This is a genomic window from Legionella qingyii (assembly GCF_003184185.1).
The window spans coordinates 35625-51618 of sequence record NZ_QHJG01000036.1 but is presented as its reverse complement, the minus strand read 5'-3'; the positions used below and the strand labels follow the sequence as shown (position 1 = coordinate 51618).

The following is a 15994-nucleotide window of genomic DNA, read 5'->3' as shown; positions in this document are numbered from 1 at the left end:
ATATCCAATTCCCAATTTCAAAACACAAGAACTAATCACGGGGGACTAAACCCCTTCTCGGCCCTTCTCGGCTTCAGGGCTTCACCCAAAGAACCCTAAATCCCATAGTTCACATTGACTAACTAAAATGACTGAAATTAACCACCCGGGTGATCCTGAACTTGGATCCTGGTTGCCTAATACTCAGGCGACGAGACTGGTTGACTCGATACCCGGGCCTCTCCCCCAGTAAAATTTGAATTAAACGAATTACAAGATCAAAAAAAAACACTAAAAAAATTTTCGCAAATGGAGAGGGTAAACCCTCTCCCATTCTTTCCCATTTCTCCATAGTGTTTAGGAAAAATAGGAAGGAGAATTAAACCTAAAATCGGAAGTAGCGGGAGTTCCTTCGAAGAGTCGAAAAGACTTGCTCTACCCACTGCATCAAACGCCTCGCGAAACCGAAGCTAGACGGCTTAAGCAAGTGCCCAATGCAGTTTAACAAACGGGTGAAGAAGGTCTCATACCAGCCATAAGTAAAGTTATGGTTTTGCGTATGCTTCATGAAACCGAAGAGAACCTCAATTCCAAAGGTTCTAAAGATTTCAACGAAGCGCTTCTGGAAGGCGCCAACGGTACAGCTAACCGCTGAGCTACAATAACAGAAGTTATTTCAGTGGATTCACGCTTAGCAGTAGCAGTGGGTGACCCCAAAGGTACCTTTATCCAAGAAACCGTTAAAAATTCTGAAATGCTTAGAACAGAAGCGAATTAAGGTAAAAAAGTCGGTCAAGAAGTCCGCATCGAAGTGCCGGTCAAAGGACATCCTAGACAGACCTTTATGCCAATTCGAACAATTAGCAAAGCTAGTACACATGGCCTTATGCCTACCATGCACGGACTAGCCGTTAGCTTGCTCATTAACGAACAGATTAGGTGGTGCAACGCATTCATCTCTTAAACATTGGCGCTGCCATAAGTTTAAATAGATGACGAAAGTAGTCTGGCTACAACGGAAGGACTTAATTTAGTTCCTTAACGTTTGGCGCCAACCACATAAAAAAGCGCTAGCTTTATTGGTTTGCATTCAAACGAAGTTGGTAAAGGAAAAACCGTGCAGCACGAAACCGAAGTGGTTACCTGTAAAATGCTAACTACAGAAATTAAAGTGGTTAACAATTTGGCATAAGCTCAAGCTTGCGCTGGTTAGCTCTAACCTGCGCGTTTTAAAGGAGCCATATAAGGACTTATGCCGGGTATAGCTCAAAAAACGGCACAAACGATCATTACGATAACTCGGTAAGGTACAGCCAAAGGACTGGACCCTTACATAGTTATTTATCAAAAGCACCTTATGCTCGAAAAAGTTACGTTTCTGCGTATTATGACGCGAGTTTAAGAGATTATACCAATGCGTCAACTGCCTTTACTGCACAATTGGCTAGTTGGACAGATCTCCACTCAAACTCGAAATTCTTACTGAGTCTGTACCTAAGATTACGAAAAACGCTAAATCGTACAAGAGACGGTTTGAGAAAATTTCGTCGTCGACGTTGAAGTATACAAAGTGCATTAAGTAGTTTTATTTAGAATCGAACGAGACCCAAACCTGGTAGTAGCTGGAGAGGGTTTGGTGGTGGAAGCGGCAGAAGTAGAAGAAGTAGTAGTCTGTCGTTATTTAATGAGTGAACAAGAAGTAGTTCGTAGCTCGGTTACGAACTACGTCCCCGATAAAGTAGAAGTTGTAGTCTTTTTGGTGACTATTAAAGTAACTCTGCCTAAAGAACCCGTAACTTTGCCAGTATTAGCAGTTCGTGATTGACCTATCAAAGACCTATTACTCGGTTTCTGAATTCCTGAACTATCTAGGGAAGAAGTTATGCAAAGCGCTACGCCTAAAGCGGAAGTGCCCAGTTGTCGAGCTGACATGGGTAAAGTGCGTACATGTATGCTTGACCCAGCCATCATGCTGGTCAAAGAAACAGCTGTCTCCGCTCATGGTAACGCCGAAGAAGCTATAGTCCATGAAGAAGACATAATTCGTCTTCACGGTTAAGTAGTAGTGGCCCGCCGTTGAGTTTATGAAACTACAAGTACGGAAGGTCGTACGATTATTAATGTAGTTTTACAAGACATAGCTGCTATAATCCGTCGTTCAGTAACTAAACTGACATGCAGTTTATTGGAACGAGGAACGGATTCGACTACTGAAACCAATAGACACTCGAGACGACAAGAACTAGTAAGTACCAGTATCCGTGAAGAGATCCCTGTTAACCTGTAAAAGGATTTTTTGTTACCTTAGATGTCATAAATATCGTGATTAACCTAAATTTAACGAATAAATCCTAATTTTTTTGGAACGTTAATATTTGGAACTCTGACGTTGTATGGTCATTAAAAAGTAGCGAAAAAAGACCTGTAGAAGAAATGTTCTAAAATCGTGTAATACTTGTTAACGTTCTCAATTCCAATTACGGTTAACGTTTTGTTGTTTGAAATAACGAGTGCGATATAAAGTTTAGTTTGTACCGCAAGAAAATTGTAGAGAACATTAAAATAAGCGAGACATAGTGAGTTAGGAACGACTGCACTAAATAATTAGTCGACCGCATACCAATTAAGGGCTAAAACAAAAACATTTTTCTCGTATTACAGCTATTTAAGAAATTGATTAAGAACGAGCCCTTGGTCTACTAGGGTTCGACGTTCAAACAAGTACCTCCGCTTTATTCCTACGAGTGCGGTACTGAGTTACTCACAACGTCATCACCGGACACCTAAACAACGGTCAACAACATTGTGCACGTTATCCTAAAGTACAAGAAATCATAGCTCTTCGAGTCCCAACTAAACGACAAACTAAACTCGTATTTAAAGTCCTACAACCTCGTCGTTTCGATGGCGTTATGCGTAACCGCATGCACGTTACCAGTAGCAGACAAGCACGACTCCGCGAAAGCTGAGGAGCCATTAGTTGACTGAATTCGCTACTCAAAGTTATACCCAATTCGCGCGGTTTAGAAGTTACTCGTCAACGAACATACTTGGAAGTAGGTAAAAAACATTTTTGCCGAATCGGTTTAATTACTCGACTCAAAAAGGACGCCCAGCTTCGTCTAACTCCAGAAACCGATTCAACAGTTTTTCCTTCGCCACATTACCGCAGCGAACGAACTAAGCTAAATTTTTTAATAGAAACGGGAGTACCGCTTGGTTCGATAGCCCCAGTACCGATAGACCGTTTTTGTACTTTGACCGTAGCTCAGGGTCTAAGTTTACGCCGTTCGATGAAAGATTACGCGCGGTACGCCGAACAGAAGGACGTAATAGTGGTAGTTTCGTTTTTTAGTCGCTAAACCATACGAACCGTTCTTCAACTTATACCATCCATGACCAACGACACGGATTACACCGATGGCGTAAGTACTAGGGTACAACCCGATTACGTTAGTGTAGGTATATCGGAAGTTGGTGTTATTGCATTAGTTACCAGAAAACGACCGAATCTTAAACTACGTTCGGTATGTCAAGGGACGAAAAAACTTTTTAATGCCAAAGTCCGCTTAACTCCATAAACCCAAAAACGAGTAACAGGTCCTGTGCAGGCGGTTTCGGATATTACGCAGGTACTGCCAGTACTTACCCCTTGTACTGTGCCAACGCTATGGCTAGTATCTAAAAAGGTAGTAGCAAAAATTAATTGTAGGGTCAACAGTCGTCAAGAGCAACTAACGCCCCTTTACGAAAAAGTTCCAATACGGTCGGAAGCGAACGTATTGGATTGACTATGTCGAACCGTTAAAGAGGCGAATTTGGAGAAGGGGCGTTTATTAGATACCGTCCAAAGGGAAGTACAAAATTAAAAAAAACTATTATTTCCGACTGGAGTGGGTCCTCAAACATTTCTAGGTCCCTACCTAATAAAAAGAGCAAAACAAACAGAGCGCCTTGCCAATTTGGGCGCGCCCATCGATCACAAAGTTGACGTAGTTGTTTAGGGACTAACTCCATTAAGTACTGTTTCGACTACCGTAACGGACTACGTGGTGTCGGTTTCGTCACCATTTTGACGAAAAATCGTTGCTGCAATTTGCTCCCCCAAAAAAGCAATACTTTTCCCGTTGTCCGTTATACTGACAAGGGAGAAAAAAAGTTCCCTTGTATCGACAGTTAATCAAGTTGGTCTAGGCAAGCCACCTCCTCTAGTAGTTACTTACCGACGCCCTAATTCGGTCTGTACAACGAGGAATCGAATTAACCCGGAATTAGTACCGCGACTGAACGCGGTATAGTCGTGCTGGAACGTTCGACCCGAAATTCTCTCGGTATTGAAATGGGTACAGTCGGTAAAAAAGTCGAGGTCAACTTCGTTATCGTAGAACCTGGTAAACAAATTAAAGACAAAGCCTATTTCCAAGACCGTTCATAAAAAATTATTATAGATTAAGTTTAACAAGAACACGTTGGTTTAGTAGTGCTAACCGAAAAAGCATAACGCGATATCTAAGAAACGCAACAAACGAGTAAAACAGGTCCTAGTGGTTGTACGCGAGTAATAGATGAAGTTACGCGAGTAGGTGAAGCTGGACAAAATGCCGGCGTCATTAATTTGCTTCACACCTGTTTTCGAGAAATAGAAACCGTGCGTAACGTAGAAACTGTAGTAATAACTCTGCAAGAAATTAACAGTAAAAAATAAGGAATTTTAGATTACTCGTCGAGCCGAGGATTACGATCCTTGCCGATAGTCCGTATAGAACTTGTTTGACTTGGCAAGGAGTTCTAAAAATATATGAAACTTTTCGATTTCCGGTGATCTATGCTGTAGTATTAGTATTAATTGAACACTGATACGCTTCATATACACCGGAATCATTTTTTATGTCCTGTCTTTTTTAGGATAAATGCAGCCGCAAAAGGCGGAACAACAGAACGACAGTATAGTGCTCTTTAAAAGAAGTCTACTGCAAAATGGCGTCGTCGAACAAACGCAAATGCGAGTCGTCAACCAAAAAGTATTTTAAGTGCTGCCGCATTAAGCCAATTTTATGGCCGAAAAAGTGTTCTCGCGAACTTTGCCGCGTTACGTATAAGACCTAAAAGCGGAAGAAACTGCGCTTGACATCCGTAATTTTACCAGGAGACCAATAAACTAGAATTATCCACCCGTTAAGATCACGATCAACTTCGTGAGCAGTTCAAAATTCATCTCTTTAAAATAAAACTGAGTAAGATAGTGAAAGCTTTGCAATGCCGACTCCTCCCCCCGAAGCAGCTATGCCACAAGTTTATACACCATGTTAACGACTTAAAAATATAGTCCGAAATTAAATACAACCAAAATCCATAACTTAGGAGAACACTACTTTGACCTCATCGCTAAATGCTAAGTCTACACCCAAATAATCGCGTACGGAACGTAAGCGTTTATCTATGGGTAGCGCAGGTACCGCCCCATCAAGGACTCGAACGAAGCGCACTAGTATAATTAATAAACCAAGGAAACGAACTATTTCATAATGTTGTTCGTCCCGAACTATTTTTTCGTGACCTACCTCAACGGATATGTCGGCCGGGCCCAAACTAACCACGTAATGACCAACCTAGGACAAAACGGTTTTCAAATCGAATACGCAATGTTTAGGGACGAAACCGGTAAGTAGTAAACCTCCGTGTGGAGAACCGGCGTTTTTACCTTTGAGGGAGCGAACTTAAAGGAAAATAACGTGAAAATCATAGGCCGCCAGTAACGGTTAATCAACTTCAGTTCCGAGAACCCCTGATAGCATAGGAACCGCTATGGAACCTACTACGCCACCCGCTTCGCAAACTATTTTGCCGATTCAATTACCCTTATGGAATAGGTCCCCCTGGGCATGAACGGCGAAATCGCCTAGTTACACTTAGTTGGGGAATAGCTAAAGGCGCAGGTTACTGCCTGTCTGGCCCTGAACTAAAATCAAAGTCACCGGATTTTTGTAAGCGTAATTTGTGGACCTTAGTTTCACGATTTCTACTCACGCGCGCTCGACTTTAACGGTTCCGTAAAGTCGTTCGTCATCAGCTCTGAAATTACTAATTCACGTTCGCTCGGCACGTTCTCAGCCCCACATTTGTTAACCATCAACGGCCCCCTCACCCGCGTTTATTTCGGAATGCGAATCCGAACGCACTTACCTAAGTCTCATAACCACCTTACTAAATAAAAGGTCGAAATCTTATAACATGCCTATTACCGCGGTACTAACGAATGCGACCGACAAACGCCTAAAATTCTCCCCTTTTCCTAAATCCATAACCGCATCTTCAATTCCGTTCTACCGGCAACCGAATTAATAAGCAAGACACCATTTTATTTGGTTATACTAGAAATAAACATATCTCCTCGCCTTTACTCGGTTCCATTTACCCGTTTTAAGGTATCGCGTGTGTCGGGTGACGTTTAGTGTTTTCGATTATTTCCTCTTCCCTAATCTAATCCAGTTCTAACCTCATCTCGGTATTGGTTATGGCCACTAGGACAAGTTGTATCCATTTATAATTAGCTACCTCATGGCTAATGCTTTATACGACTGGTTATATTAGTCGAAGTTCTGCTGCTCCGACAGTTTTTAAAAAAACTTGTTCATTAGAACTTTTTCTACCTGGGAGTTGGATTTCTTTTTCTATTTCGGCTTTAATAGCTTAAGAATTGCTTTTGAAAGGTAGTTCCACCTGAGTACTTGGGACACAGTCGACGAGAACGATGTAGGTACCTTGCTTTCCGTGAAGGTCCACTTCTACCACGAGCTCTCCCCTCCTAACGGACCCCTTGTTATTCGCTGTACGTCAATCAACAATTATAATAAGGTTGTTTTCTTCCTAAATTTCATTTTCTTGTACAACCTCATTTTTTTTAGTACTATAGACTCTTATCAACCCTGCTTATACTATAACGTATATGTTGAATATCAATACCTTTGCTCTAACAATTTCTACGACGTTCAGGTATATAAAAAGCACTACTACCTTGTCTATAATAACTTCGAGTTCCTCTTTAAAGTCAGCTGAACAGTTTGCGATTTTTTGGATTTTATAGATAGCTCTCGTTACGTTATTCAATACCTGTAGTGTCTGATTTTCTTCTCGACGTATCAGTAAGACACAATGTTACCTAATAACTAAAACAGGTTTTACGAAAACCAATATTATTCCAACTTCAAAATCTTGGACACAGGTAATTGCTCTTGGGCAGCGTTAGAGGTCTCTGGGGTAGAGGTCTCTCGGGTAGAGTTGGTTGTAAAATTAATACGTATCTATACATCGTAACGCGTATTTTTGAAAATTAGACCTTGTCTATAACCAAAAAATTAAAAACATAAACAAAAGTTAGGGACCTTTAGGAATTAATTTCCCAAAAGTCCCTAAAGATACAAATTTCAATTAAATAAGTAGAACGCCAAATAAACAAAAGCTAAATCTGCGTCGACCAAAAAGTCAGCGAAACCGAAAGAAGAGTCTAAGGAGTAAGAAATACGGGCATGGAACCCGACGAAAACAGCAAAATCCAAATCAGTGAAGCCGAAGCCACTACTACTGAAGGAGATGGAGTTAATAACGAAGGCTCCTCCATCGAAGTCAGAAAAATCCACATTGTCCGACAACCCTACATGGAAGGTATTACAGTAGTTCATGTAAGAGGAAGTTAAACTAAAATCCGAGAAAGAATAGTTATTCCGCATATTATAATAGAAATACGAACATTTCTTAATTCTAGCGGTATTTCTTATACCCCCCTTTTTATAGGTCTGCAACTTAGTCATCGTCACTTATTTTACCTCGTTTTGGTTGACGCGTCTACCTACGATTTCTCCTCATTGCACTTTTAAACCGTTGCTAGTTGGTCCAACGACGTTGATTTTGTGGTTGATTTTTAACTTTCGGGTTCTCGCGGGGTTAACGACAACGTTGAGGAAAAGGAGGGAACTTCAGTTTCTTTTGACCCATGTATACTGGTTAGTGACGACGATCTCGTCATTTGGGATAACAACAACCGAGTCGTGGGTCCTAAAACCGTTACTCATGACCTTACCATGGAAATTCATCTAGGCGGTGGTACTGGTTCCGGCGTATAACAAAAGGACGTTACGCGTTATGTAATCATCGTGGTCCTAAAAAACTCGGGAGACAAGCACCTAGCCCATTTCTCGTTCGGAACGTCTGTTACTGACGTCTTGTCTATCTAGGGTAATTTATTCGTTCTTGATGGTTTTTATACTTATTGTAGTGGCTAACGAGGAAAAGGCCTTTCATTGAATAATAATTTATTAGAAATAAACGATCGTTCATCGACATGGATTGAGACCAAAAACTTGCACTTATTTGACGAGAATAGGGTCTAAGACGCGCCGGGGGTGGTCCGTTAAACATACTAAAATATTTATATTGCGAACGTTCAGTAACCATATTGCAGACGGTTTGAGCCAGTGAACGGTTACCCACAGTCAATCGCACTAATTGAAAAATACAAGACGATAAAACTCAAACCCCTCGTTTAGTGAATTACCGTTAGGGCACCAAACACACTTGTCAAGATTGCCTTACCGAACAAGGTCCGCACACCACAACTCGTATTTAAGTTTGTCTTCTAGAACTCGACAATGAGCAAGGTATGAACGGTTTTTTCCAAATAGACTCAGCTCTATAAGAAATCCGACTGCTACAAATGCACAAGAATCCTAAGGAAGACCTCAACACTAAAACGGTACTCGAGGACGTGGATACGGATTCATTAGTGGCTTATCGGTCATTAAGTTTAATACCGCGCGAACAGCACGTCCGACTCGTTTCCGTCTTTAAAGTATCGCAAGTTTTGGCCTGAGAGATTCATTTCACTTAGGAACAAGGAGGTTTGTGGTGCGAAGTAGAAGTCTTCCATTACCTCCAAAAAGAAACATTTTATGGCATAAACCAAGATACCAATTAACTATGGTCCTGTTTACAAGACCAACTACCCGTTAACGTCGTGCATTTAGAAGCTAAGGGACCCGATGCGAAACGGAACCGTTTGGCACGTACTACAGGTTTAAATCTAACAATTTCGGCCGAAATGCACGCCTGAGTTAGCGTGCTACGCGAACAACACGTAGTACTTAGGCTGGGTTTCACACATTTACAAGGCCTAACTTCGAAACTTATGGATCCCTTTCAGCTAATTAGGGTTAAACAGCCATGAGTCATTTCGCAACGACAAGATGTCATGGACCTAACCGAAGGTATCATTGAAGTTATAAAACCCGTTTTCAGTTTTAGACAGAATTAAGCCATTTGTTCTATAGTATGCGAACTCGCCTTTTTTCCGAACCGCACGGAGGCGGTTACTTTTACCTCGTTTAGAGTGCTCAAAGTTTCACGACGTTTAGTCAAAAATTCAGTCGTTCTTCCCGAACTTGTATTAAAACAAGACCATTCCAGAGTCCTGAAAATACCCTCAATTTTAGCGTCATTCCCGTGAACGCTTACGTGGTACCTTACACTTACATGTTGCTATTTCCCTAGTAATGAGAAAAATTCTGACCGAACAAACCCTTACGTTATCATAGTACAACGCTCAAAAGATTGTTTTTAACATTAGTATGTGCAACGAAAAAAAGGACAACTCACTTTCTCTTAAACACTACTAATGGGCATTTTGTTCTCCTTTAGTGTACCGTTTATTTGCTCAATCTCAACGATAATGACCTCGTCGACCTGTTTAACCAATACGTGATAACAAAGCCTAGCGAAGACCTGTTTACAAACCTCGTTTGTGACTTCATCTTAATTTAAATGAGCTCGAACTTCGTCGTGACGGGAGAAACCTTCCCCAACGCTACCTCGACCTACTAACACGGAAGGGGAATAATTTCGCACAGCAAACATGGAGTCTATACTTATTCCGTTACCTACCTCACTTAACCCGTAACAACCAACCGAGACATGGAGCGTTTGTTCCATACCTTGCAAGACTGAATAACGTTTAATTACCACCATATAAATGGTTTGTTCCATTCCGTTAATTACTATTACGTTCACTACTACACGCGCAGAAACAACACCCGTTGGGAACGTTATGTTTGACGAACTAACGTTACTTGTTGCGATTTCTGTAGGGGTTACTAGCCAAAATACGGTACTGGTCAAACCTACTTAATTCTCGAGCGTCAGTTAACCGATTTTTTCGACCCCAACTATAATGTCGCTATTGTCTTTACTGGTAAACCCCATTGGTAAGAAGATGAGTTATAGGTCTAAAAATATTACGTTTTTAATTACCTCAAAGACGTCGATTTCACTAACTACTCAGAACCAACGTTCTATGTAAGCAAAGATGACATGTTGTCGCACCACGACGTCATTAATTTCGCGCACCAAGAAGAAGACGACGAAGTCGACGATTACGACACTAATGACCACACTTGGCAAACCAGTGACTATGAGGACGACCACTCAGTAAGAGATACACGGCATCAAGAGTTCCGCTTATACCACAACTACTTCCCAATTAAAAGAGAAAGGGAACGGCAGCACTTTTACCTCTCAATTTTCATCAACTCCCGAACTCGAAATTACTGATGCCAGCACTTTACAAGTTGTTTTGAAATCTACTCGATTTTGTTCTCGTACTATGTCAATTCCGAAATCCGAACGAGCTAATTCTAATCAAAGAAATTTAAGTCGATAAGGTATATACAGTATATACAGTAAGGGCGCGTCCGCCCTTAGATAAATGTTTGAACTATAACACGGATTAAAATACCTACCTAAGGGCGGACGCGCCCTTACTGTATTTTAAAAAAATTGTTTTAGAGAGATTCCCTTCCTCCTCGACATCCATACTGCTTAGCCTAGCGTATTTCTTGAGAAAGCCTCTACTCAGTTAATTAATTTAGCCTAAATACTTATGTGGAGATTAGTCCGTTCTAAGGGACAAAGTTTACTAAGCTCCAAATTTAACGAGCCAAAGAAGTTTACGTCCTACGAGAACTGCTAAAAATATAAGAAGTGAAACCATATAAACCTTTTTAAGACTTGGTAGATTTTACCAAAACCGAAGCCTTAATGCATTGTCACATCTTTATCTCGCGGGTAAGCTATTATAAGGTAAGTTAGATAGGTGCTCGACAAGATGGACCTGATTCCCTAAACCTACCAGGACGTCGTTTAGTCCATTCATAAATTAATAACGAAATCGATAAACAAGTAGCCAATTCATTTTTTAATTCGCACATGGCCTTTAAACTTACTTGAAAAGAAACCTTAGGTATTAGTTTGCGCTATTTTTAAGCCCTAGAAAAACGTCTACTCTTTACTCAGCAACTGATTTGGGTTCAACTAGAGCCACTCGTTAATTAAACCATACGTTCGACCTAAGAACGACCCGCATTTAAAAGAGCATGTACCACAAATTGGTGCCGTGCTTGAGTTGTAGAACAACGCGCAGCCATTTAACCTTAGCTACACTCTAAAATCCTACTCGTTCTATGGATAGGGTCAAATAACGACCGTAAAACACAACACGTCGATCTCTCAGTTAACTTGAAACATAGCCAAGCTTTAATTATGCGGTAAATAGGTTTACCACATTGCAACGTGGATTACGAAAATGGTCGAGTTGTTTGCAAAAAAAGAGTAGTCCGACTATTACAAGTTAGCGAAGAAATTCGGCGACCTAAAGTCCTATTCATATAAAGGGCAAAGAGTAGCCATAATTTACTTTCTGCCTGAATTATCGAAGATAATTTCGACTTTTTCCCAGTAGGTAACTAAATAGGAGTCGTCCTCGTCCGGGAAGAAATTTCCATCAAATATTTTTTTCTTTTACGGTTCGAAAAAATGTATAACTATAATTATTTCCAGTTTTAAAGTTTTTTTCGGGTAATTTAGTTTACAAAATCCACGCAACGTTGTACAAAACACGAAATTAAACTGTGAGGTTTATGCGCGCAATGTGCGCAGTATCCTGCACTAACAAATCTCATTAAGACTATGTTATTCAGGATATAAAAGAGAACCCAACGATTCTGTACGTCAGAAATTTTTATTTGACATAGTACTAATAACGGTAACAAAATACCCGAAGTCGTATGCAACCTTATGCGTAGCCTAATTGACCGATGAGGGGTCCTCGTGATCGAGAAAATGCAAAATGCCAGCGAAGTGACACATACTACTAGTAGATGATGTCAGATCCGTAATTTTTTTCTCACTATACCTTTCTAGCGGAAGTTAATGACGAACGACCTTACCGACCGTATCCATAAATATTATAAACAAACTTAATACCACTCGTCTCACAAAGACGACCGTATCGGTCAAAACAATACCCAAATTACGGCCGATACTGGTAAGAAAATAGTGACCAAAAAAATGCTCTCTTTGACCGCGCACCACAAACCAAGCCCTAATATTAGTCGTAAAACCCAAACCGAAATAATTGCTATCCACTCTTATGTCTTGGGCCTTATGTAGTCCCTTAGTACCGCTAAAACCAAAGACGTAACTACCCGCGTTAAAATTGCTAATAGGTTTTCGCTAAGCATTCGCAAATAGTAGGACAACGCTAATAACGGACCCACTACACCCCCCCCTGCAATAACAATAGATATAAAGAAGGACTGTACGAGGTCGTTTAATCTCATCGACTTTATGTTTGATGCCGCCGGCAACAAATATACCCATAAAAGGGACGGTGTGAACGAATAAATCGTACCCCGATACACAACTTTATAAATAGCCGAAGATTACGCAGGTAGTGAAATATACGAGAAGGGTAGCATAGGTGTAATTACCCTAAAGAAAACAATTTACTTGTTGGAAGTAACGAAAGAGAACAACCTACGTCGCAGTGAAATGATCCACGAAAATAACGGTTAGCGAAAGTTTACGCAGAAAGGAAACGAGTTCTTTCTGTTGACAGGTTAATTATTCGGACCCACTCCGCATCCGGAATGGGCCCAAGACTGTTAAGGTATAGGGTTAATGCGTAGTGGTCTACGATAGATATTCAAAGAGTAAATAAGAGACACTTTTCTCTGTTTGTGCCAAATATGAAAACTAAAACTACGATAAACACTCTCAGGAGTACCTTAACTCTCAACTATTATGGGGGAAATTTCGGAATAAAGTCGGAAACCTAAATCCAAAATGAGTTAATTTTTTATCTAACGACTACCCCAGATACGTATGTCCGGAACTTCTTCTATTTCTCTCAAATTTAGCAAACCGTGTTAAAATAGCTCTTTCTCGCGAACCTCCTCAACCTGATTAGTGTTGTCCACCCAAACGGGGCCTAGCACGTCCCGCAAATCGTGGGTAACGACGGTTTAATTGGTTGTCGTTTCTCGTCGTAGCTGTACTTAATTAGTGAGTATGCCATGTACTTCGTCCGTCATTTTAATAAGACGTTCGAAACGTACGTCCAGCAATACCGAAAGTAGGTAAACAACAACGTGGATCGCCGTAGTTTAGTGGATAATCAGGAAAATTTGGGACCCATTACTCAGTTATAGCGTATTTTTTTTGGTAGTTTGTAAAACGGGCGACACGCGCAGAACGAGTTAACCGGCCAATACTACCTTAACTCTAATACCCGTCACTTCCTATAAATTAATTGGTTAAATAACAGTGCGTATGGTTGGTTGCAGTCCTGCTTACCCCCCCTTCAATATGCTTAGCGTATGCGAAAGGATAACTTCATCACGCCTCACATGCTCTTCGTCATCCGCTTGTTAAATAATAGTAAAAAGCGAACAGCTACGAACTGAACTAACGACTACCGTCGTCAACCCTTCTTCATCACTAGGAACGATTCCGCTAACTTCTCCGACCACGATGTAACTAATTATGTCCATAACCAACCGTACTTCGTGCGTAAGGTTGCTAACGATGATACCATGGACGACGGCGTAAATGTGTGGACTGTGTCGTAAACTTTGGACTTCATTTTTAAGGTCACTAATGGAGTTTAGCGTAGTTATGTGGGCTTAATCGGTTAGTTAATTAGCTCAGACCCCAACGACTATACTAAAGATACCGGTCCGGAAAAAATCGTCTAGGTAATAAACGACTTTTTCGTTTTTTTCCTCTTTCACTTCGCTAATTATAAACATAACGTACATTAGTCCGTACAGAACTAGCCCAAAAACATTTGTTTTGTCGAAGAACAAACCACTTAGGAGCTCGTACATTGCTTTGTCTTGACTAAATACTCCAGTGACGTGTTGGGTTTAGGTAACGTCATCACCCTAGACCTGGCCGGCCCGAACGCAAACGGTGTCACCGACGCCTTGCACCAGTATTTCATTGGAATAAACTTTTCTCGCTAGTTTATCCACCCGTTAAATTAGACCGTTTTTTTTAAGGTCCATTCCTTTATAAAGTTGTTTGAAACCTAATAAAATTAATAGTCAACGTTTTTAAATTCCATTGATAAGACGATTTATGGCTTCGTTGTCGGCTCGAGAACGTTCTCAAACTACTTTAACAAAATCGGTCGCCTTAATTCGGCGCACAAGGACTTTAGTTACCATAACTAGTAGGATTTCACCGCTCAATGTAGCTGCACTAATGACCTTTTTATCTTCATCCATTTGCCCACCGATAATAACCACGTCCACCTTAACCTAAACTACACCGACTTAAAAATTGGGTACTCGTAGGTCAAGGCTTCCTAGTCAAAATATTACTCACCCCATAGCTATAGATACCTCGTATAGCTCCGCCGTAATTTGGTGGGCTTCACTGGGGTTCAGGAGCACTTCAAATAAACAATGTTGCATTTTTCCTTTTTTACCCATTTGCGAACCCATTTTGTTGTCCAACCTAAGTAGCAAATTCGGACTTTGTATTCGTCCAGTTTTACTAAAGACCACATGTTATGCTTCGCTAACTACTACTTCCGAACGTACACTCGTAGTTACTTTTTAGAGTCCAAGATGGGCACCTGTGGCACCAATATACACGGCCCGTTTAGCTTAAAAGACTTAACATACGTGGAAACTTTCTCCGTCCTTTTGAGCACGTAAATCACCCCCCTCGTATGTTTCGTGAGCTCAATCTACGCGCAGTACGTTATCTAGTCCGAACAGCAAATCGTCGTAACTAAATTAAAAACGAACATCGGAACCACTTCCGCGACGATATTAGGCCTAAGTCTATTTGAGTGTAGGGTCCAAAGCGACGCGACGTGGGTCCGATGTCAACAACAGATGGAGTTAACTATATCTCAAATGGGATTAGTTAAGTATTTATATCACGTAATAAAACAAATAAAACAATAATATGACAAGTTTAAAATATAGTGGTTCGGAAAATATCCAATACAAAATTAGCTTGTCCTAAAAATACAGAGTTCTTTAGTTTTCGAAGCGCAGGAAATTGAAAAGTCTACGAAATTTGTTTCGTGATCTCCTATACTTCAAATGATGGGGTAGAGGTTAAGTTCGTGTTTGTTAAGGAAATGACGAGCTTCCAGCACTACGCTAACGAGACCGCGTTTGTCCTTGTCCTTTTTGCCGTCGGAAACGGAACGGATATAACGTTTTATATAGAGGTTTACACGTTCCATGAGTTCGCAACTAAAATCGAGGGTGCGCACTTAATCGTTAAGTCCAACGACTTGTCAAACTTCATAATTCACGATTGGTCGCGCCATAATGACAACGACAAAATACACCGCCTGTTCTAATGCCAGCGGTTAATTTTGTTAACTTTCGTCCCCGAGTTCATCACCAACCTTGAGGTCCGGCATAAAACCTAGTATAACTATCTGCATGAAACGTTAATCTATTAAACGCATGCAAATAAGAACTACTTCGTCTGCTCTACAACGCATACCCGAAATAACTTCTATAACTTTGGTAGTACCGTTTTGACGGTCTTCTTTTTGTTTATCCGGACAAAAGTCGTTGCTACGGAATAGCATATGCAGTTTAACGGTTATGAATAAACGTACTAGGGCAAAGGTAGCTTTATGCACGACTTTGACGAT

General features: G+C 40.8%; 3 protein-coding genes. All 3 read left to right on the top strand.

The window, feature by feature from the left end:
• Nucleotides 1-1615: 1615 nt before the first annotated feature.
• The 3 genes from DGG96_RS17405 to DGG96_RS20945 all read left to right on the top strand — a co-directional run bounded on the left by DGG96_RS17405 (nt 1616) and on the right by DGG96_RS20945 (nt 7673).
• Nucleotides 1616-1804: a hypothetical protein gene (locus tag DGG96_RS17405; protein WP_110143815.1), complete on the top strand. Its 189-nt coding sequence runs from the start codon at nt 1616-1618 to the stop codon at nt 1802-1804.
• 57 nt (nt 1805-1861) lie between these two features.
• Nucleotides 1862-2038 (top strand): hypothetical protein, encoded by a 177-nt coding sequence (locus tag DGG96_RS20950; protein WP_165831641.1) that lies wholly within the window; start codon nt 1862-1864, stop codon nt 2036-2038.
• A 5467-nt stretch (nt 2039-7505) separates the two neighbouring features.
• Nucleotides 7506-7673: a hypothetical protein gene (locus tag DGG96_RS20945; RefSeq protein ID WP_165831640.1), complete on the top strand. Its 168-nt coding sequence runs from the start codon at nt 7506-7508 to the stop codon at nt 7671-7673.
• The last annotated feature ends 8321 nt before the right edge of the window (nt 7674-15994 follow it).

What these genes read in the sequence shown, in the direction of transcription:
- DGG96_RS20950 (WP_165831641.1), top strand. Translation starts at nt 1,862, where the DNA reads ATGCAAAGCGCTACGCCTAAAGCGGAAGTGCCCAGTTGTCGAGCTGAC.
- DGG96_RS20945 (WP_165831640.1), top strand. Translation starts at nt 7,506, where the DNA reads ATGGAACCCGACGAAAACAGCAAAATCCAAATCAGTGAAGCCGAAGCC.